17 protein-coding genes are annotated in these 19,883 nt (G+C 68.6%); 7 read left to right on the top strand and 10 right to left on the bottom strand.

The genetic code is table 11. The annotated features are described in order from the left end of the window. Nucleotides 1-609: an alpha-ketoglutarate-dependent dioxygenase AlkB family protein gene (locus ACQI46_RS07710; RefSeq protein WP_427093382.1), complete on the bottom strand. Its 609-nt coding sequence runs from the start codon at nt 607-609 to the stop codon at nt 1-3. Nucleotides 610-640: 31 nt separating this feature from the next. Next, the gene (gene soxR / locus ACQI46_RS07715; RefSeq protein ID WP_427093383.1) at nt 641-1,087 is read right to left on the bottom strand and encodes a redox-sensitive transcriptional activator SoxR; all 447 of its coding nucleotides are present in this window, start codon (nt 1,085-1,087) and stop codon (nt 641-643) included. Between the two features lie 34 nt (nt 1,088-1,121). On the opposite strand from soxR, the gene arcA reads away from it, so the two are divergent. Then, complete coding sequence (arcA, locus tag ACQI46_RS07720) at nt 1,122-2,330, top strand: arginine deiminase (protein ID WP_427093384.1); 1,209 nt, start codon at nt 1,122-1,124, stop codon at nt 2,328-2,330. Here arcA and ACQI46_RS07725 read toward each other — a convergent pair. Further along, nucleotides 2,327-3,157, bottom strand: coding sequence for a hypothetical protein (locus ACQI46_RS07725; protein ID WP_427093385.1), 831 nt, complete (start codon nt 3,155-3,157; stop codon nt 2,327-2,329). The genes arcA and ACQI46_RS07725 overlap by 4 nt on opposite strands. A gap of 369 nt (nt 3,158-3,526) precedes the next feature. Next, nucleotides 3,527-5,068, bottom strand: coding sequence for a dolichyl-phosphate-mannose--protein mannosyltransferase (locus ACQI46_RS07730; protein ID WP_427093386.1), 1,542 nt, complete (start codon nt 5,066-5,068; stop codon nt 3,527-3,529). A gap of 24 nt (nt 5,069-5,092) precedes the next feature. Here ACQI46_RS07730 and rsmI point away from each other — a divergent pair, with 24 nt between their 5' ends. Then, nucleotides 5,093-5,929, top strand: a complete 837-nt coding sequence (gene rsmI, locus ACQI46_RS07735) for a 16S rRNA (cytidine(1402)-2'-O)-methyltransferase (protein WP_427093387.1) — start codon at nt 5,093-5,095, stop codon at nt 5,927-5,929. On the opposite strand, the gene ACQI46_RS07740 is transcribed toward rsmI, so the two are convergent. Next, the gene (locus ACQI46_RS07740; RefSeq protein WP_427093388.1) at nt 5,899-7,152 is read right to left on the bottom strand and encodes an aminodeoxychorismate synthase component I; all 1,254 of its coding nucleotides are present in this window, start codon (nt 7,150-7,152) and stop codon (nt 5,899-5,901) included. The genes rsmI and ACQI46_RS07740 overlap by 31 nt on opposite strands. 189 nt (nt 7,153-7,341) lie before the next feature. On the opposite strand from ACQI46_RS07740, the gene ACQI46_RS07745 reads away from it, so the two are divergent. Both ACQI46_RS07745 and ACQI46_RS07750 read left to right on the top strand, forming a co-directional pair. Then, on the top strand, nt 7,342-8,649 hold the full coding sequence (locus ACQI46_RS07745) for an MFS transporter (RefSeq protein ID WP_427093389.1): 1,308 nt from the start codon (nt 7,342-7,344) through the stop codon (nt 8,647-8,649). Beyond that, nucleotides 8,646-10,286: an amidohydrolase gene (locus ACQI46_RS07750; RefSeq protein ID WP_427093390.1), complete on the top strand. Its 1,641-nt coding sequence runs from the start codon at nt 8,646-8,648 to the stop codon at nt 10,284-10,286. Before ACQI46_RS07745 ends, ACQI46_RS07750 begins: the two co-directional genes overlap by 4 nt. Here the strand turns inward: ACQI46_RS07750 and ACQI46_RS07755 are convergent. From ACQI46_RS07755 to metG, 5 genes are all read right to left on the bottom strand, one after another. Continuing rightward, nucleotides 10,265-11,797, bottom strand: a complete 1,533-nt coding sequence (locus tag ACQI46_RS07755) for a PucR family transcriptional regulator (RefSeq protein WP_427093391.1) — start codon at nt 11,795-11,797, stop codon at nt 10,265-10,267. The two genes, ACQI46_RS07750 and ACQI46_RS07755, sit on opposite strands and share 22 nt — an antisense overlap. Nucleotides 11,798-11,800: 3 nt before the next feature. Further along, nucleotides 11,801-12,697: an RNA polymerase sigma-70 factor gene (locus tag ACQI46_RS07760; RefSeq protein ID WP_427093392.1), complete on the bottom strand. Its 897-nt coding sequence runs from the start codon at nt 12,695-12,697 to the stop codon at nt 11,801-11,803. Continuing rightward, nucleotides 12,694-13,842 (bottom strand): NAD(P)/FAD-dependent oxidoreductase, encoded by a 1,149-nt coding sequence (locus ACQI46_RS07765; protein ID WP_427093393.1) that lies wholly within the window; start codon nt 13,840-13,842, stop codon nt 12,694-12,696. The genes ACQI46_RS07760 and ACQI46_RS07765 overlap by 4 nt, the downstream gene beginning before the upstream one ends. Before the next feature lie 106 nt (nt 13,843-13,948). After that, nucleotides 13,949-15,298, bottom strand: coding sequence for an NADP-specific glutamate dehydrogenase (gene gdhA, locus ACQI46_RS07770; RefSeq protein WP_427093394.1), 1,350 nt, complete (start codon nt 15,296-15,298; stop codon nt 13,949-13,951). Further along, nucleotides 15,291-16,835: a methionine--tRNA ligase gene (metG, locus tag ACQI46_RS07775; protein ID WP_427093395.1), complete on the bottom strand. Its 1,545-nt coding sequence runs from the start codon at nt 16,833-16,835 to the stop codon at nt 15,291-15,293. Before metG ends, gdhA begins: the two co-directional genes overlap by 8 nt. Before the next feature lie 26 nt (nt 16,836-16,861). On the opposite strand from metG, the gene ACQI46_RS07780 reads away from it, so the two are divergent. From ACQI46_RS07780 to rsmA, 3 genes are all read left to right on the top strand, one after another. Next, nucleotides 16,862-17,713: a TatD family hydrolase gene (locus tag ACQI46_RS07780; protein ID WP_427093396.1), complete on the top strand. Its 852-nt coding sequence runs from the start codon at nt 16,862-16,864 to the stop codon at nt 17,711-17,713. Nucleotides 17,714-17,788: 75 nt separating this feature from the next. Beyond that, entirely contained in the window at nt 17,789-18,916 is a 1,128-nt protein-coding gene (locus ACQI46_RS07785) for a transglycosylase family protein (protein ID WP_427093397.1), read from the top strand. After that, a complete protein-coding gene (rsmA, locus tag ACQI46_RS07790) occupies nt 18,913-19,854 on the top strand; it encodes a 16S rRNA (adenine(1518)-N(6)/adenine(1519)-N(6))-dimethyltransferase RsmA (protein ID WP_427093398.1) in 942 nt (313 codons plus the stop codon). Before ACQI46_RS07785 ends, rsmA begins: the two co-directional genes overlap by 4 nt. Nucleotides 19,855-19,883 lie beyond the last annotated feature (29 nt).

Below are 19,883 nucleotides of genomic sequence, written 5' to 3' on the forward strand. Positions count from 1 at the left end.
TCAGCGCACGGCGTGCGGGCGGAACTGGATGCTGATGCGCGGCCCGGTCGGGCGCGTGGTCTTGGGCACCGCATGCTCCCAGGTGCGTTGGCAGGAGCCGCCCATCACGAGCAGATCCCCGTGGTGGTGACGCAACCGCAGCGACGGTCCGCCGCCGCGGGGCCGTAACGCGAAAACCCTTGTCGCACCGAGCCCGACGATCGCCACCATGGTGTCGTGGGTGCTGCTGCGGCCGATGTTGTCGCCGTGCCAGGCCACCGAATCGTCACCGTTGCGGTAGAGGTTGAGCCCGGCCGTGACGAACGGTTCGCCGAGTTCTCCGGCGTAGATGTCGTTGAGCCGGCGCCGCAGTTGTTTCAGCCGCGGATGTGGGGCGGGTTGGTCGACCAGGTGGTGATAGCTGACCAGTCGGGGCACGTCGAGCACCCGGTCGTACATCTGGCGGCGCTCGGCACGCCACGGAATGGTGGCGAGCAATTCGTCGAAAAGGTCGTCGTCGCGCACCCCGTCCTGCGACAGCCAGCCGGAACGGACCTCGAGCCAGGCTCCGTTGCCGAGGTCGCGACGGTCGGCCTGGTCGAACAGAGAGCTCTGCAACGCCTGCTCCATGCGACCACACTATCGCACAACTGTTCGACTTCTACAGACCTGGCGCGCCCGGCCCCTGTCGCGCCAGCACGTCGTCGGGGTTGACCAGTGTGCACGCCTTCAGGCTCAGGCAACCGCAACCGATGCACCCGGACAGGTTGTCGCGGAGCCGTTCCAGATGGGCGATGCGCTCGTCGAGCTCGGTACGCCAGCCTGCCGACAGCCGGGCCCAGTCCTTGCTGGTGGGAACCCGGTCGTCGGGCAGCGTGGACAGCGCCTCCCGGACGCGCGACAGCGGGATGCCCAGGCGCTGTGACATCCGGACGAACGCGACCCGACGCAATGTCTCGCGCGCGTACCGGCGCTGGTTGCCGCCGGTACGGGTGCTGGTGATCAGCCCTTGGCGTTCATAGAAGTGCAATGCCGACACCGCGACCCCGCTGCGTGCCGACAGCTCGCCCGGAGTCAGCTCGGTCCGCCCGTCCACGACCTCAACCATAGTTGAGGACGCGATTCGCGTTACGGTGCTAGATGTGGCGCAGGCGGTGCTGGGATGCAATTCAGAAGTCGGAACGCTGCGGGTCGTCGTCCTGCATCGGCCCGGCGCGGAACTGCAGCGCCTGACCCCGCGAAACAACGACACACTGCTGTTCGACGGATTGCCGTGGGTGGCCCGCGCCCAGCAAGAACACGACGCGTTTGCCGCGCTGTTGCGGTCGCGTGGTGTCGAGGTGCTGTTACTCGGCGACCTGTTGACCGAGGCGCTGGCCAACAGCGGTGCCGCCCGCATGCACGGCATCTCGGCGGCGGTCAACGCCCGTCGGCTGGGCGCGCCACTGGCGCAAGAGCTCTCACAGTATCTACGGACGCTGCCGGCGCCGGACCTGGCGCGGGTGTTGATGGCCGGCATGACGTTCGACGAGCTCCCGTTCGGTGAGAACGAACTGTCACTGGTGCGCCGAATGCACCACGGCGCGGATTTCGTCATCGACCCGCTGCCGAATCTGCTGTTCGCTCGCGACTCGTCGTTCTGGATCGGTCCGCGGGTGGCCATCACCTCCTTGGCCCTGCCCGCGCGGGTGCGGGAGACGTCGCTGACCGACGTGATCTACGCCCACCATCCCCGGTTCCTCGGCGTACGTCGGGCCTACGAATCGCGTTCGGCGCCCGTCGAGGGCGGCGACGTGCTGCTGCTGGCGCCCGGTGTGGTCGCTGTCGGCGTCGGGCAGCGCACCACGCCTGCTGGTGCAGAGGCCTTGGCGCGCAGCCTCTTCGACGACGGCCTGGCCCACACGGTGCTGGCCGTGCCGATCGAGCAGGGTCGCGCCCAGATGCATCTGGACACCGTGTGCACGATGGTCGACACCGACGCGGTGGTGATGTACCCGAACATCGTCGACTCGTTGACGGCGTTTCCCATCCGTCGTGCCGCCGACGGTGTGAAGATCGACCGCGCTGCACCGTTCGTAGACGTCGCGGCCGACGCGATGGGTATCGGGAAACTGCGTGTGATCGATACCGGCCTGGACCCGGTCACCGCCGAGCGGGAGCAGTGGGACGACGGCAACAACACCCTCGCGTTGGCGCCCGGTGTGGTGGTGGCCTACGAGCGGAACACTGAAACCAATGCACGCCTTGCGGATTCGGGTATCGAGGTGCTCCCGATCGCAGCCTCGGAGTTGGGCACCGGACGCGGCGGGCCACGCTGCATGTCCTGCCCGGCCGCCCGCGATCCGCTCTAGCTGCCGCGCCTGCGCCGCCGGCTCATCGCGTCCCGGCACTGCTTGAAGAGGTGTGACCACTGTTGGTCCGGCAGCGCCTCGATCAGCTGCCAGTCGTTGCGTCGCAACAGATCCCGGAAACGCACGTCGGCGTCGAGGGTGCGGCGATGCTTACCCCACTCGACGCCGACCTTGTAGCGTGGCCAGCCCATACCGATCCGGTCTTCCCACCATCCTGCGGCGATCGGGACCGAGGTCTGCGGCCTGGGTAGTCCGGCCTCGATGAGGCGCAGTCGGATCACGGACTCCTGGGGTGATCGAGATCCTCCGTCCATCACCCTGATGGCCTTGAGAGCGGAGGCCATACCGCGTGCACCTCGATAACGCGGATGTATGGACGTGACATCGCTCACGGTCAATCTGGTTGCAGCGCAGAGCTGGTCGAGGTGGATGATGGCCTCCTCGGGGGGAAGCTGTCGTGCCAAGTCCAGCGCCGTCCGCGCTGGGGACGTGAGACGCAACTGGCCGTACCTGCCGATCTCGTCGTCTTCGATGCGTTCGTCGCGGATGATCACACCGGGGCGAGCGCGCCTGCGTTTGGCGATCAGTTCGATGTCGGGGTAGGTCTGCGCTCTCTTGGCGCCGTGCAGGGCGGCGGCGGTATGCCCGGCCAGGATTCCCGTGCGGCCGGTCCACAACCACGCTGCCGTCGCCCGGGTGAAAACATCGAGGCGTCCGTTCTTGTGGACGTAGACGTCCGGGTAGATCCGGCGATAGTTCCAGCGCAGCTCTGCTCGGGTCAGTTCGCCTGCGGCGATGGCTTCGCTGCCGATGATCGCTTTGTGCATGACTCCAGCGTCTCGCCGGGCTCTGACGTGTCGAGGCCGCAAGCTGCCGAACGTCGTGGCCGCTGTGGAACAACTGTCGGCTGGGGAACAACTGTCGGCTGGGGACGGCCTGTTCGGCTGGGGAACAACTGTCGGCTGGGGACGGCCTGGTCGAGGCGACGAGGTGTTCGTCATTGGTTGTTCTGCCGAGATGCACCTGGGGGCTGTGGAAAGCGGTGGGGTTGATGAAATCGGCAGCCGTGGTGTCAGTCTGGCCAGAACAACAGCGAGAGAACGTCGGCGGCCGGCCGGCTACCGCCGCCCGCTACCGCCGCCGGCACCCGCCGCCGGCACCCGCCGCCCGCTACCGCCGCCCGCTACCGCCGCCCGCTACCGCCAGGAGGGTAGCCAGATCTGCATGTTCCAGGTCTGCTGCGAGATCGGCAGGCCGGTCAGGACCGGATACAGCCATGCGAAGTTCGTGACCACCAGCGCCACGTAGAAACACACCACCAGTAGCCCCAGAGTGCGCCGCTCGGCGTTCTGCCGCGGCTGATACAGGATGTCGCCGAGGATCATCGCGATGATCATCACGAAGAACGGTGCCATGGTGGCGGCGTAGAAGAAGTACATCTGCCGGTCGATGTCGGCGAACCAGGGCAGGAAACCGGCGCTGTAACCCACCAGCAGCGCCGCATACCGCCAATCGCGCTTGACGAACGCCCGCCACACCGCCCACGCCAGCACCGGGACCGCGAGGAACCACATCGCCGGGGTGCCGACCAGCATCACCGCCTTGACGCAGGACTGCGCCCCGCAGCCCGACACGTTCTCCGAGTCGATCGCGTACAGCACCGGGCGCAGCGACATCGGCCACGCCCACGGCTTGGATTCCCACGGATGATGGTTGCCGTCGGCGTTGGTCAGCCCGGAATGGAAGCTGTACGCGGCGTAGGTGTAATGCCACAGCGATCGCAGCGCATCGGGAATCGGCAGCACGCTGTCGGGTCCGATCGCGCGGCCCACCTGATGCCGGTTGATCGCCGTCTCCGAGGCGAACCACGGCGTGTAGGTCGCCAGATACACCGCGAACGGGATGATCACCAGCGCATAGAGCGCCGGGCCGACGTCGCGTCCCAGGGTGCCCACCCATGGCCGCGACACCCGGTACTGCTTGCGCGCGGCGACGTCGAACGCCACCGCCATCACGCCGAAGAACGCCACGAAGTACAGGCCCGACCATTTCGTCGCGCAGGCCATCCCGAGCAGGACCCCGGCGCCGAACCGCCACCATCGCACCCCCAGTCGCGGCCCCCACGTCGTCTCGGTGATCCGGCCGGCCAGATACGCGGCGTGCATACGTTCGCGCACCTGGTCTCGGTCGACCATCAGTGCGCCGAACGCGGCCACCACGAACAGCGTCAGGAACCCGTCGAGCAGTGCGGTGCGGGACGTGACGAACGTGACGCCGTCGGCGACGATCAGCAGCCCGGCGATCCCCCCGACCAGCGTGGACCGGCTGATCCGTCGCGCGATGCGAACGACGAGAACGACCAGCACCACACCGCAGACCGCACCGGAGAACCGCCATCCCAGCGCGTTGTAGCCGAACAGCGCCTCGCCCAGTGCGATCAACTGTTTCCCCAGCGGAGGATGCACCACCAGGCCGTAACCGGGATTGTCCTCGACGCCGCTGTTGTGCAGCATCTGCCAGGCCTGCGGCGCGTAGTGCTTCTCGTCGAAGATCGGTGTGCCGGCGTCGGTGGGGGAGCCGAGGTTCAGAAAGCGCGTGATCGCGGCCAGTGCCGCCAGGACCGCCGTCATCGCCCAGCCCTGCAGCCGGTCCAGCGGTCCGAAGTCGGCGACCGGCACCAGCGGCGCCGGACTCGTCACCGGGGCCGCGCGCGCGGCTTCGGTGGCGGGGGCGGTCACGCAAGCGATCGTAGGCTGTCGAACATGACGATCGGACGACTGCTCATCGGTGCCACGCCGCTCGGGCAGCCATCTGACGCGTCGATGCGGCTGGTGCGCGCCCTGGCCAAGTCCGACGTGGTCGCTGCCGAGGACACCCGCCGCGTCCGTGCGCTGGCCGCCTCGCTGGAGGTGCGGATCGCCGGCCGGGTGGTCAGCCTGTTCGACAACAACGAGGCCACCAAGGTGCCCGCGCTGATCGACGACATCCGCGCCGGTGCGACCGTGCTGCTGGTCAGTGACGCCGGCATGCCGCTGATCAGCGACCCCGGCTACCGCCTGGTCTCGGCGTGCATCGACAGCGACGTGCCGGTGCAGTGCCTGCCCGGGCCGTCGGCGGTGACCACCGCCCTGGCGGTGGCCGGGTTGCCGGCCGAACGGTTCTGCTTCGAAGGGTTCGCACCCCGCAAGCAGTCGGCCCGGTCGACGTGGTTGCAGTCGTTGGCGCTGGAGCCGCGGACGTGCGTGTTCTTCGAGTCGCCGCGGCGACTGGCGGACTGCCTGCGTGACGCGGTCGAGGTCCTCGGTCCGCAGCGGCGCGCAGTGGTGTGCCGGGAGCTGACCAAGACCCACGAAGAGATCGTGCGGGGAACCCTCGGCGAGCTGGCCGAGTGGGCCGCCGACGGAGTGCTGGGGGAGGTCACCGTCGTGCTGGCCGGTGCGACGCCGGTCGCCGACACCGACACGCTGGTCGAGCAGGTGAACCGATTGGTCGAGGAGGGGATGCGGGTCAAGGACGCGTGCGCGCAGGTGGTGGCGTCCACACCGGGCGCGCCGTCACGCCGGGAGCTCTACGACGCGGTGCTGCGGGCTCGCGGCTGACTGGTCACGCCGAGGATCGGTGCCGCCTTGTGCAGGCACTCCTCCCACTCGGCGACCGGGTCGGAATCGGCGGTGATCCCGCCGCCGACGCCGAGCACCGCTGTGCCGTCCGCGGCGAACTCGACGGTCCGGATCGCCACGTTCAGTTCACAGCCGGCCACCGGCGACGCGAATCCCACGGTGCCGCAGTACACCCCGCGGCTGTGCGGCTCCCAGGCCGAAAGCAGCTGCCGAGCACGTGTTTTCGGGGTTCCGGTCACCGAAGCCGGCGGGAAGGTGGCGTCCAGCAGCGCGCCCATCGGGAGGTCGACGGGGACGTCCGCGGCGACCGTCGAGACCAGATGCCACACGCCGGGCGCGGCGCGGACGGCGAGCAGTTCGGGCACCGTCACCGTCCCGGTGCGTGCGACCCGGCCCAGATCGTTGCGCACCAGGTCCACGATCATGATGTTCTCGGCGACATCCTTGACCGACGTGCGCAAGGTGGCAGGGTCGGCGGTCCGCGGCAGTGTGCCCTTGATCGGGCTGGAGGTCACCGAGTCGCCACGGCGGCACAGGAACAACTCCGGGGACAACGACGCGACCGCGCCCCAGTCGCCGGCGACGTACGCCGCCCGGGACGGCGCCGTGCGCGACACGGCCTCGGTGAAGAAGTCGGCCGGGTCGCCGTCGAGCGTGCCGGTGAACCGGGTGCACACGCACGCCTGGTACACGTCGCCGGCCGCGATCGCCTGCAGGCAGGCCGCGACGCCGTGTTGATGGGCGGCCCGGTCGGCATCGCCCCAACTGACGGTGGCATCGGTGGCCGGGGGTGAGCTGGTCAGCGCGTCCGCCACCCAGTCGGGAAGCGCTGCGCCGCTGAGACTTTCGTGCCACCAGATGCCGTCGCTGTCGCACCGCAGGACGTAGTCCGACCACCCGCCCGCGGCCGGGGGGACGCGCGGTGCGCCGCCGCCGCCGTCGGCGCCGGCGTCCGGGTAGGCGAGGTAACCGAACCAGCCGCCACCGACGGGTCCGTCGGCGCGGTCGCCGGGAGCTACGTCGAACACCTCGGTGACGGCCACCGACCTCGCATCCAGCGACGGTGCGAGCACGGCGCGCGAGGAGAACCAGTCGCCGATCAGCGCCGCCGGCGGCGGCAGGACGAGCCGGGCAGTCGCCGCGGACAGCGCCCGCAACACCGCCGGGGCGTCCCCCAGGTCGCCGAGCCGGTCGATACGCACCTGGTCAGCCTGACAGATCAGGCCCGGACCGCGCGCATCCGACCAACCCCCGAATCGCGACATTTGTCCATTTGTGAGCGACAATTTCGACATTTGTCAGGTTGTGGCCGGCACCACGGCTTCTTACCGTTACGCGAAGCGCCAACGACGTCGCGCCATCCAGCGGACGTTCTTTGAGTTAGGGAGCCAGTGAAAGCAGATTCGGCGGTACCTACCGCGCGCCCGAGACGGGCTGCGTTGGCCGCCCTCGCGGGGACCAGCATCGAGTGGTACGACTTCTTCATCTACGCGACGGCCGCGGCGCTGGTCTTCCGCGAGGTGTTCTTCCCGCCGGACATGGACCCTGTCCTCGGCACCATCGTCGCGTTCGGAACGACGTCGTTCGGCTACCTCGGCCGCCCCATCGGCGCGTTCGTCTTCGGGCACCTCGGCGACCGCTACGGCCGCAAGCCGGTACTGATAGCGACGCTCCTGCTGATGGGCGTCGGCACGTTCGGCATCGGTCTGCTGCCGTCCTACGAATCGGTCGGCGCCGTCGCACCGCTGCTGCTGATCGTTCTGCGCCTGCTCCAGGGCGTTGCGATGGGCGGCGAATGGGGTGGCGCGGCCCTGCTGGCCATCGAACACGCACCCAAGGACCGTCGCGCGTTCTTCGGGTCGTTCGCTCAACTGGGCTCGTCGGTGGGAGCGACCCTGTCGTCGGCCGTGTTCGCGGTGTCCGAGAACATCGGCGACGGCCTGGTCGCCGGATCGTGGCGCATCCCGTTCCTGCTGTCGGCGGTGCTGGTGGTGATCGGTTTGATCGTGCGGCTGGTCGTGGGCGAATCGCCCGAGTTCGCCCGGGCCCGCGAGTCCGCCGAACTGTCCACCGCGCCGGTCCGCGAGGTATTCCGTGCACCACGACCGCTGCTGATCGGTATCGGTGCGATGCTGGTCGCCACCGGCGGCTACTACGTCACCTCGTCGTTCTTCCTGTCCTACGCCTCCGAGCAGGCCGGGGTTCCGGTCGATCTGCTGCTCAACGCCCTCATCATCGGCGGTCTGTTCGAGATCATGTTCGTGCCGTTGGCCGGATGGCTGGGCGACAAGTGGCGGCCGCAGTACGTCACGGTGATGGGCCTGCTGGGCATCGCCGTCGTCGCCATCCCGCTGTACCTGGTCGCGCACACCGGATCCTTCGTGGTGATCACCTTGATGCTGATCGTCACGGCTCTGTTCACCGGCTTCAACTACGGCCCGATCGCGGCCGTGCTCGCCAGTATCTTCCCGGTCCGGGTGCGCTACACCGGCACGTCGCTGGCTTACCAGGGCGCCGCGCTGACCGCCGGTGCGTTGACACCGATCGTCGTTCCCACCCTGCTCGGCATGACCGGCGGTTCGCCGTGGCTGATCTTCGCCTACCTTGCGGTGCTGTGCTTCGGCGCGGCGGGCTGTGTGATGGCCACCCGCCGGCTCGCGGCCGAGGCGGCCGATCCGGTGAAGGAACCCGCGTCGTGACCAACGTGCTCGACGAACTGCTGGTTGTCGGGGGCACCATCCGGCCCCATGCCGGTGAGGCCACGGTGGCGGCGATGCTCGTGCGCGGCGGCCGGGTTGTCGCAGTCGGCAGCGAATCCGATTGCCGCGCAGCAGCTGTCGGGACACCGGAGGTTCTCGACGTCGGCGGCGCGACCGTGCTGCCGGGATTCGTGGACGCTCATTGCCACCCACTGATGTACGGGCAGTTCGACTCCTGGGTGGACTGCGGCTGGGAAGCGGCGCCGGGTATCGACGACGTCGTCGCCGCACTCACCGAACGGGCGGCACGTCAGCCGGGGCCGGTGCGCGGCAAGGGCTTTCACCACGGCAACGTCGCCGAGGGCCGGCTGCTCACCCGCCACGACCTGGACCGGGTGGCGCGCGACCGCGAAGTGCTGGTGTTCCATTCCAGCGGGCACGGGGCCATCGTCAACAGCTTCGCGCTGCAGGCAATGGGCGTCGACGCCGACACCGCCGACCCGCCGGGCGGGCACTTCGGGCGCCAGGACGACGGCACGCCCGACGGCACCGTGTGGGACGCCGCCGCCGACTGGCTCACCGGCCACGGCGGGGTGAAGATCACCAACAACGGGCCCAACTTCCACCTGCCCGACGCGCCCGCGGCGCTGGACGCGTACCTGCTCGACGCGCAGACCCAGATGCATGCCCGCGGTATCACGACGATCGTCGACGCGCAGGTGACCGCGCGCGAACTGTCCACCTACCTTCGCGTGCACAACTCCGGCGCGCTGACGATGCGCGCCGAGATGCTGGTGATCTCCAGCCTGATCGGCGCTCTGGAGGCGCTCGGAGTGGGCGGCCGGTTCGGCGACGATCGGCTGGCCATCGCCGGGGTCAAGCTCTACGCCGACGGCGCGCTCACCGGAGGCACCGCCCGCTTCTCGCAGCCCTACTGCTGCAGCGTCGACGACTTCGGGTACCTCTACCACCCCAATGGTGAACTCGCCGAGCTCATTTCGCGGGTCACGGCGCTGGGGCTGCAGGCCGCCACCCACGCCCAGGGCGACGCGGCCATCCAGCTGGTGCTCGACGCCCACGCCGCGCTCGGCTCCTCCGCGCAGGCCCGCCACCGCATCGAACACTTCGGTGCGCCGACACCGGAGCAGGTCCGGTCCTGCGCGCAACTCGGCCTGTGGCCGGTCACCCAGCCGCAATACCTGCTGCGGTACGGCGACGAGCTGACCGACTCACTCGGCGAGCGCGCGGATCGCCTGACGCCGTTGGGTGAGCTGCGTGACGCCGGCGCCCCGGTGGTGCTGTCGTCGGACGCACCGGTGTGCCCGCCCTATCCGCTCGAGGCGGTGGCCGCCGCGGTGGGGCGCCGGACCCTGTCCGGCCGGCGCCTCGGCACCGACGCCCAGAGCCTCACCGTCGCCGAGGCGCTGCGGGCGCACACGCAGACCGCGGCGGCCTCGGCGCACCGCGAGGCGGCGGTCGGATCGCTGGAGCCCGGCAAGTTCGCCGACTTCGCGGTGCTGGCGGCCGACCCGCTGAGCGTCAGCGTCGAGGAACTGCCCGATATCGAGGTCACGGCCACCTGGGTGGACGGACGCGCAGTGTTCGAACGGTCCGGTCAGTCCTCGTCCACCAGCTGAATCGCCGCCCACAGTTCGAGGCGGCCCCGCAACGAGTCCAGCTGTAGGCCCAGCAGGTGCCCGGCCTGCTCGATCCGGCTGCGCAGCGTGTGCCGGTGGATGCCCAGCTCGCGCGCCGATGCGTCCCAGGCACATTCGTTTCGCATCCACACCTGCACCGTGGTCAGCAGGTCGGTGCCCTTGGCGGCGTCATGGTCGGCCAGCACTCGCAGGATCCCACGCGCCACGACGCCGGCCCGGGCGCCCCGAAGGAGCCCGAGCACCCCGCGATCGATGAAATCCGGGAACGCAACGCTGGGTTGCCCGGTGTCGGTGGCGTGGCGCAGCGCGCGCTGTGCCTCGGCCAGCCCGTGCGCCAGCGCGCCGTAGCCGACCTTGCCGGAACAGCCCACCGGGACGGGATGACGGCCGAACAGCTCCACCACGTCGCCGGCGAAAGCGATCTCGGCCAGCACCACCAGATGCTCGCCGCGCTCGGTGAAGAAGATCCGGCTGCGGCGTTCCTCGGCGGCGCGTTCCAGGGCGTCGAGCAGGAAATCGCGATGGTGGGGCACCGGCGCGACCAGCACCGTGAGCGGTTCGGCGGGCAGACCCTCCCACACCGACGTGGCGGTGCGCATCGCCAGGTCCAACTCGCCCTTGAGGAGTTGTTCGAACAGGCCGGCCCGCAGATGCGCGTGCGCCTTGTCCAGCGCGCGATTCTGGGTCAGCGCCAGCCCGGCCAGCGCGATCACGCTGTTGACCAGGTCGGCGGCCGCGGGGTCCGACCACTCCAGACCTCCGAGCACCAGCGCACCGTCGAGTTGATTGGCGTGTCCGATGGTCTGGATCGTGTACTCGGAGTCGTCGACCACCACCCGCGACGAGGACCGCAGACCGCGCTCCAGCGTGGCACGCACCGCATCGCGGATCGCGTGGTCGTGTGCGGTGTCCAGCGACTCGCCCGGCGGGCGGATGCGCGCGCCGACGGCGTCGAACAGCAGGGCAGAACACTGCAGCTGGCGTTCCAGCTCCGTCAGTATCGAGGTCAGGCCGTCGGGCCGCATCGCGGCCCGCGCGACCGCGCGCTGGGCGTCCAGTGACCACCGGATCCGTGCGCTGCGTTCGCGTTCCAGTGCGTCGGCGACGAAGCGCGCGATCGCCAGAAACGGGGTGTAGTCGGTGATCAGGAACAACGGCAGCTCGTGGCGGCGGCACGCCGCCTCCAACTCCGGTGGCAGCCGGCCGTGGACCAACGGGATGCCGAATCCGAGCCCGATGATGCCGTTTTCGCTCAACCGGGCGACGTAGTCCTCGTAATGGCGTGCCTCGGTCGCGCCCGGCAAGAACTGGCTGCCATCGGTGAGAAGGAGATGCCCCTCGTCGAGAAACGGTGTGGGGTCGGGCAACTCGGAGCTGTGCACCCACGACAGGGGTTCGTCGATGGACGGTCGATCCTGTCCCTCGTCCGGCACGACGAGCCGCAGGCTGGTGCCCCAGTGGGTCAGCAGGGAACGGATCGTTACGGGCACCTGCTACCTGCTGATCTGCCGGGGGACGGTGACGGTGGCCAGCTTCTCCGGGTTGCGCATCGCGTAGAAGTTGGTGATCTTCCCGTCGATTACCTCGAAGGTCACCACGCCTTCGAGGTGGTCGCCCAGGTAGAGCACCAGGGCGGGGGCACTGTTGTACACCGCTGCTTCCACCCGGCCCTGATCGCCGGCGAGCCGGACGAAGCCCATGATGAGCCGGGCCACCCGGTCGGCCCCCGACACCGGTCGACGGGCCGCGCTGACCCTGCCGTCGCTGTCGGCCGTCCACACCACATCCGGTGCCAGCATGGCCATCAGCCCGTCGAGATCCCCGGTCGCCGCCGCGGCGAAGAACCGCGACGTGATCTCGGTGGACACCTTGGCGTCGACGGGCTCGAACCGCTTGCGGCGCGACTGCACGTGTTCGCGGGCGCGGTGCGCCATCTGCCGCACCGCGGCCGTCGACTTGCCCAGCGTCGAGGCGATCTCGTCGTGACCGAAGCCGAACACCTCCCGCAGCACGAACACCGCGCGCTCGTCGGGACTCAACGTCTCGAGCACCACCAGCATGGCCATGGACACCGATTCGGCCAGTACCACGTCGGTCGACGGATCCTGTTGGGTCAGCAGCGGTTCGGGCAACCACGGGCCGACGTAATCCTCCCGCCGCCGGGACTGCGCGCGCAGCGCGTTGAGTGACTGGCGGGTGACGAGCTGGGCCAGGTAGGCCTTGGTGTCGGCGACCGTCGCCAGATCCACCTCCGCCCAACGGAGGTAGCTGTCCTGCAGTACGTCGTCGGATTCGGTTGCGCTACCGAGGATCTCGTAGGCGATCGTGAACAGCAGCGGGCGCAGATGCGTGAACCGTCCGGCGTGTTCGTCCTCCCGCGCCGTGGTCATGAGACGGCCACCGCCGTACTCGCCGAGCGGTCCGGGCCCTGGCGCAACGCGTAGGAACCCGGCTGCTCGGCCTCGCCGGCCATCCACTTCACCGTCCACCGACACACCTGCTCTTTGATGAACGCCCCGGCGCGGCCGCCCACGTAGAGCGGGAGCGGAGTGTCGTCGGAGCGCTGCAACTGCAGCGTGCCGCCGCGGCGACCGAGGCTGATGCACTGGGCGCTCATCGGGATCGTCGCGTCGGCCGCCGGGGCGCCGTTGATGCGCGCCAGCACGGTGTTGGCGGCGTGCGCACCCATCGGCATGCCGGCCTGGCAGCTCATCCGGTACGGCATCCGCGACGGTGCGGCGGCGTCTCCCGCGGCGACGATGTGGTCGTCGTCGATGCTGGTCAATGTCTCGTCGGTGACGAGGCGACCGAGGTCGTCGGTGGTCAGTCCGCTCGCCGCGGCCAGTCCGGGCACGCCGAACCCCGCGGTCCAGATTGTCACCGCGCTCGGGATCCGGCGACCGTCGGCCAGCGCCACGTGTTCGCCGGTCACTGCCACGACGGATGCCTCGAGGGTCGCCACCCCGAGCCTGCGCAGCTGCCGGGTCACCGACCGGCGTCCCGGCGCGCTGAGCGACGGCGCGATGGCCGCGGCGACCAGGGTGACGTTGCGTCCGGCCTCGGCGAGCTCGGAGGCCGTCTCGATCCCGGTCAACCCGCCTCCGACGACCACGATCGGCGCGCTCTCGGCGGTGTCGTCGAGCTTGGCGCGGAGTCGCTGCGCCTGTTCGAATTCGCTGATCGGATGGACGAGTTCGGCGCCGCGCAGGGTCGGTGCCACCGCGCCGGTGCTACCGACGGCATACACCAGGTAGTCATAGCCCACCGTGTCGCCGGAGCTCAGCTCGACACGGCGACCTGTCACGTCAATGGCGGCGGCCTGGTCGACCACCACGTCGACGTCGCGGCGCAGGACCGTCGCGTAGTCGACGACGGCGTCGTCGTTACCGGCTGCCAACTGGTGCAACCGGATCCGCTCGACGAACTGCGCACGCGGATTGATCAGGGTGACGTCCGCGTGCGGGGCGATGCGGTTGGCGGCCATCACCCCGGCGTATCCGCCTCCGATGACAACGACGCTGGTGTTCTCGGTCATGACGATCTCCCTCAGGTCATCCGGCATGCTGATCAGCCGGTCTGCCCTCGAGACACCACGCACCCCGAAAGTGTGACACCGCGGCCACCGAATGTGGCTCAGATCACTACACGAGGCCGAGGGCCAGCATCGCGTCGGCGACCCGGATGAATCCGGCGATGTTCGCGCCGGCGACGTAGTTGCCGGGCTGGCCGTACTCGTCGGCGGTCACCAGGCAGCGGTTGTGGATGCGGCGCATGATCTGCTCGAGCCGCATCTCGGTGTCGGCGAACGTCCAGGAGTCGCGCGAGGCGTTCTGCTGCATCTCCAGCGCACTGGTCGCGACACCGCCGGCGTTGGCGGCCTTGCCGGGCGCGAACTGCACTCCGGCGTCGAAGAACTGCTTGATCGCGCTCGGCGAGCACGGCATGTTGGCGCCCTCGGCGACCACGCGACAACCGTTCTTGATCAATGCGGCCGCTTCGTCGCCGTTGATCTCGTTCTGGGTGGCGCACGGAATCGCGATGTCGCACGGCACTTCCCACACGTTGCGGCTCTCCACCGAGGAAGCCCCGTTGCCGCGCAACTCGGCGTAGTCCGACATCCGGCCGCGGCGAACCTCCTTGATCTCCTTGAGCAGCGAGAGGTCGATGCCCTTCTCGTCGACGACGTAGCCGCTGGAATCCGAGCAGGCCACCACGTTGCCGCCGAGTTCGTGGATCTTCTCGATCGCATAGATCGCGACGTTGCCCGAACCGGAGACCACCACGTTCTTGCCTTCGAACGTGTCGCCGGAGGCCTTGAGGATCTCGTTGATGAAGAACACCGTGCCGTAGCCGGTGGCCTCGGTGCGGACCTGCGAACCGCCCCACGTCATGCCCTTGCCGGTGAAGACGCCGGACTCGTATCGGTTGGTGATCCGCTTGTACTGGCCGAACATGTAACCGATCTCGCGCATCCCGACGCCGGTGTCGCCGGCGGGCACGTCGGTGTACTCGCCCAGGTGGCGGTAGAGCTCGGTCATGAAGGACTGGCAGAACCGCATGACCTCGCCGTCGCTGCGGCCTTTCGGGTCGAAGTCCGAACCGCCCTTGCCGCCGCCGATGGGCATACCGGTCAGGGAGTTCTTGAAGATCTGCTCGAAACCGAGGAACTTCACGATGCCCAGATACACCGACGGGTGGAAGCGCAGCCCGCCCTTGAACGGCCCGAGCGCGGAGTTGAACTCGACGCGGAAGCCGCGGTTGATCTGCACGATGCCGTTGTCGTCGATCCACGGCACGCGGAAGATGATCTGGCGTTCGGGCTCGCACAGCCGTCGGATCACGGCTGAGTCGACGTAGTCCGGGTGCTTTTCGACGACCGGGCCGAGGCTGTTGAGGACCTCGTATACCGCCTGGTGGAACTCGGCCTCACCGGGGTTGCGGTGCGCGACTTCGTCGTAGATGTCTTGGAGTTTTCCGTGTAAGTCAGTCATCTCTTGTCGTTTGGTAGCGGGGAAATACGCCCGTGGGCGCCGGTAATGCGATGCCCGGGGTGAGCCGGGTGCCCACCGCGGTGAAATTCCGCTGGTCCTCGGTCTGGCCCAGCAGGTCGAGCAGGGTGGTCATGGAGTCCGGCATCACGGGCTGGCTGAGCAGCGCGGCGATCCGCACCACCTCCAGGGTGGTGTACAGCACGGTGGCGAAGCGCTCGGGGTCGCTCTTGCGCAGCACCCACGGCTCCTGAGCAGAGAAGTAGCGGTTGGCCGCACCCAGCACCGACCAGATCGCTTCCAGCCCGAGGTGCATGGCGGTCGCGGAATAGTGTGCGCGCACCCGCTCGAGCAGGGCGTCCGCCTCGGCCAGCAGTGCCTTGTCCTCGGCGGTGAACTCGCCGGGGCCGGGCACCACGCCGTCGAGGTTCTTGGCGACCATCGACAGCGAGCGCTGCGCCAGGTTGCCGAACTCGTTGGCCAGGTCGGCGTTGATGCGCGCGATGATGCCGTCCTCGCTGTAGCTGCCGTCCTGCCCGAACGGCACCTCGCGCAGCAGGAAGTAGCGCACCTGGTCGACGCCGAAGGTGTCCACGAGGTCGTGCGGGTCGACGACGTTGCCCACCGACTTGCTCATCTTCTCGCCGCGGTTGAACAGGAAGCCGTGCGCGAACACCTTTTTGGGCAGTTCGATGCCTGCCGACATCAGAAACGCCGGCCAGTAGACGGTGTGGAAGCGGATGATGTCCTTGCCGATCATGTGCAGATCGGCCGGCCAATACCGTTGGAAGACTTCGGAATCGGTGTCGGGGAAGCCGACGCCGGTCAGATAGTTGGTCAGCGCGTCCACCCACACGTACATGACATGGTCGGGATGGTCGGGGACCGGGACGCCCCAGTCGAACGTGGTCCGCGAGATCGACAGGTCGCGAAGACCGCCGGAGACGAAGCTGACGACTTCGTTGCGCCGCACCTCGGGCTCGATGAACTCCGGGTGCTCGGCGTAGTGCGCGAGCAGCCGCTCGGTGTAGGCCGACAGCCTGAAGAAGTAGGTCTCCTCCTCGGTCCACGTCACCGGCGTGCCGGTCTCGGTGGCGATGCGTGTCCCGTCCTCGCCGACGGTGGTCTCCGATTCGGCGAAGAAGCGTTCGTCGCGCACCGAATACCAGCCGGAGTACTTGTCGAGATAGACGTCACCGGCGTCGACCAGGCGCGTCCACAGCGCCTTGGACGCCTCGTAGTGGTCGGCGTCGCTGGTGCGGATGAAGCGGTCGAACGAGATGTTGAGCTTCTCCTGCAGCCGCTGGAAGACATCGGAGTTCGAGCGCGCCAGCTCGGCGGTCGGAACGCCCAGCTTGGCCGCGGTTTCGGCCATCTTCAGTCCGTGCACGTCGGTGCCGGTCAAAAAGCGCACGTCGGACCCGTCGAGCCGCTTGAACCGTGCGATGGCATCGGTGGCGATGTACTCGTAGGCATGCCCGACGTGCGGGTCGCCGTTGGGGTAGGCGATCGCCGTGGTGATGTAGTAGGGCTCGCTCATGACCACCTCACCCTAGAGTGTGGCCCGTGAGCTCCACTAAACAGCGGCGCGAGCCGCCGCCTCTGCCGGAACCCCTCACACCGCTGGTCGACGCTCACACGCACCTGGACGCCTGCGGCGCCGCCGACGCCGACGACGTCCGGGCGATCCTCGATCGCGCCGCGACCGCCGGGGTGCGGGCCGTGGTGACCATCGCCGACGACCTGGATTCCGCGCGCTGGGCCGCCGCGGCCACCGACTGGGACGACCGGGTGTACGCCGCGGTGGCGCTGCACCCGACGCGCGCCAACGCCCTGACCGACGAGGCACGCCGCGAGATCGAGCGGCTGGCCGAGCATCCGCGGGTGGTCGCGGTCGGGGAGACCGGCATGGATCTGTACTGGCCGGGCCGGCTGGACGGCTGCGCCGAGCCGGCCGAGCAGCGCGACGCGTTCGCCTGGCACATCGACCTGGCCAAACGCACCGGCAAGCCACTGATGATCCACAACCGGGAGGCCGACGCCGAGGTGCTCGACGTCCTGCGCGCCGAGGGCGCGCCCGAGAATGTGATCTTCCACTGCTTTTCGTCCGGTCCGGAGATGGCGCGGGCGTGCGTGGAGGCCGGCTGGGTGTTGAGCCTGTCCGGGACGGTGAGCTTCCGCAACGCGCGTGACCTGCGGGAAGCCGCCCCGCTGATTCCGCCGGAGCAGCTGCTCGTGGAAACCGACGCGCCGTTTCTGACGCCGCACCCGTACCGCGGCGCGAAGAACGAGCCCTACTGCCTGCCCTACACTGTGCGAGCGCTGGCTGAGCTGTTGAATCGGCCGGCGCAGGCAATCGCCGAAGAAAGCTCGGCAACGGCTGAGCGGGTCTACGGTCTGGCGAGTTGCCCAACGTAGACCTTTTCGTTACGGTCCTGTGATCGAAATAGAAGGCCGTCGCTGCTGCTGCGCTGGTCGGGGATAGACGACATCTTGAATGCTCTGAACAAGCTGCACCAGACGCGCTCGCCGTTGCTGCGAGTGCTGATCGCGGCGCTTTTGCTCACTTTGATCTTTGCCGGCGCCACGGCGGTGACCGCGCACAAGACGGTCACACTGACCGTCGACGGCGCTTCGATGACCGTCCCCACGATGAAGTCCCGGGTCATCGACGTCGTCACCGAGAACGGATTCACCGTCGACGAGCGCGACGACCTGTACCCCTCCGGTGACACGCTGGTCAGCCAGGCCGACACCATCGTGCTGCGCCGCAGCCGTCCACTGGAGATCTCGACCGACGGCGGCGGCACCGAGCAGGTGTGGACAACCGCGTCCACCGTCGACGAAGCCATGGCGCAGCTGCAGATGACCGACAAGGCGCCGCTGGCCGCCTCGCGCGGCAGCCGCGTGCCGCTCGCCGGAATGGCCCTTCCGGTGGTGAGCGCCAAGACGGTTCAGCTCGACGACGGAGGCGCCGTCCGGACCGTCCGCGCCGCCGCACCGAACGTGGCCGCCTTGCTGGAAACGGTGGGGGTGCCACTTCAGCAAAATGACACCGTTGTGCCCCCGCCCTCGGCGCCCGTCGCGGAAGGCATGCGGATCGCGGTCACGCGCGTCCGGATCGCCAAGGTCACCGAGCGTCTGCCGCTCGAGCCCGATCACCACCGCATCGAAGACCAGACGCTCAACATGAGCCGCCAGGTCGTGGAGGATCCCGGTGCTGCCGGCGTGCAGGATGTGACGTTCTCCGTGGCCACGATCAACGGGGTCGAGACGGGGAGGTTGCCAGTAGCCAATGTCGTCGTCACGCCCGCGCGCGATGGTGTGCTGAGAGTCGGCGCCAAACCCGGTACCGAGGTCCCGCCGGTGACCAACGGCTCGACGTGGGACGCGCTCGCGCGCTGCGAAGCCGGAGGTAACTGGGCCATCAATACTGGCAACGGATATTTCGGCGGCGTGCAATTTGATCAAAACACCTGGGAGCGAAACGGTGGTCTGAGGTATGCTCGGCGAGCAGATCTGGCGACTCGTGAGGAACAGATCGCGATTGCTGAAGTGACCAGGGCGCGCCAAGGCTGGGGGGCGTGGCCGACATGTAGCGGGAGGATCGGTGCGTCGTGACCATACGACTGCTGGGACGAACTGAAATTCGCCATTTGGCCAAGTCGATCGACTTCCGGCCGCGAAAGTCGTTCGGTCAGAACTTCGTCCACGACGCGAACACCGTCCGCCGGATCGTCTCGGCGTCCGGTGTGAACCGCAACGACCACGTGCTGGAAGTGGGGCCCGGTCTGGGTTCGCTGACGCTGGCGCTGCTCGATCGCGGAGCAAAGGTCACCGCGGTGGAGATCGATCCGGTGCTGGCCCGTCAGCTCCCGATCACCGTCGGCGACCACTCGCACAGCGAGATCAATCGGCTGACGGTGCTCAACCGCGACATCCTGACCTTCGAGCGCTCGGAGATGACCGAGGAGCCGACGGCTCTGGTTGCCAACCTGCCGTACAACGTGGCGGTTCCGGCGTTGCTGCACCTGTTGGCCGAGTTCCCGTCCATCCGCACCGTGATGGTGATGGTGCAGGCCGAGGTCGCCGAGCGTCTCGCCGCTGAACCCGGTGGCAAGGACTACGGGGTGCCCAGCGCCAAGGTGCGCTTCTACGGCAACGTCCGCCGTTACGGCATGGTCTCGCCGACGGTGTTCTGGCCCATCCCGCGCGTGTACTCCGGCCTGGTGCGCCTCGACCGCTTCGAGACGTCCCCGTGGCCGACCGACGCCGAGTTCCGCGACCAGGTCTTCGAGTTGATCGACATGGGCTTCGCGCAGCGGCGCAAGACCGCCCGCAACGCGTTCGCCGAGTGGGCCGGCTCGGGCAACGAGTCCGCCAGCCGTCTGCTGGCCGCCAGCATCGATCCCGCCCGTCGCCCGGAGACGTTGAGCATCAACGACTTCGTGCGGTTGCTGCAACGCTCCGAGGACTGGCACGTCGTGCCCAAGTCCGAGCCCGCGGCCAAGGCGGACTCCGCCGTGGAGACCAAGGACTCACAGGTCTCGTCGCTCTGAGCCCGACAGCCGTCTGGCACGTTGTCGCG

Origin of the sequence: Mycobacterium sp. SMC-4 (assembly GCF_050205565.1) — a bacterium.
In the GTDB taxonomy this organism is placed as follows: domain Bacteria; phylum Actinomycetota; class Actinomycetes; order Mycobacteriales; family Mycobacteriaceae; genus Mycobacterium.

Excerpts from the sequence above, each read along its gene's own strand:
- rsmI (WP_427093387.1), top strand. The coding sequence starts at position 5,093 with ATGACGATCGGACGACTGCTCATCGGTGCCACGCCGCTCGGGCAGCCA.
- ACQI46_RS07765 (WP_427093393.1), bottom strand. The coding sequence starts at position 13,842 with ATGACCGAGAACACCAGCGTCGTTGTCATCGGAGGCGGATACGCCGGG.
- metG (WP_427093395.1), bottom strand. The coding sequence starts at position 16,835 with ATGAGCGAGCCCTACTACATCACCACGGCGATCGCCTACCCCAACGGC.
- ACQI46_RS07710 (WP_427093382.1), bottom strand. The coding sequence starts at position 609 with ATGGAGCAGGCGTTGCAGAGCTCTCTGTTCGACCAGGCCGACCGTCGC.
- ACQI46_RS07760 (WP_427093392.1), bottom strand. The coding sequence starts at position 12,697 with ATGACCACGGCGCGGGAGGACGAACACGCCGGACGGTTCACGCATCTG.
- gdhA (WP_427093394.1), bottom strand. The coding sequence starts at position 15,298 with ATGACTGACTTACACGGAAAACTCCAAGACATCTACGACGAAGTCGCG.
- ACQI46_RS07725 (WP_427093385.1), bottom strand. The coding sequence starts at position 3,157 with ATGCACAAAGCGATCATCGGCAGCGAAGCCATCGCCGCAGGCGAACTG.
- soxR (WP_427093383.1), bottom strand. The coding sequence starts at position 1,087 with ATGGTTGAGGTCGTGGACGGGCGGACCGAGCTGACTCCGGGCGAGCTG.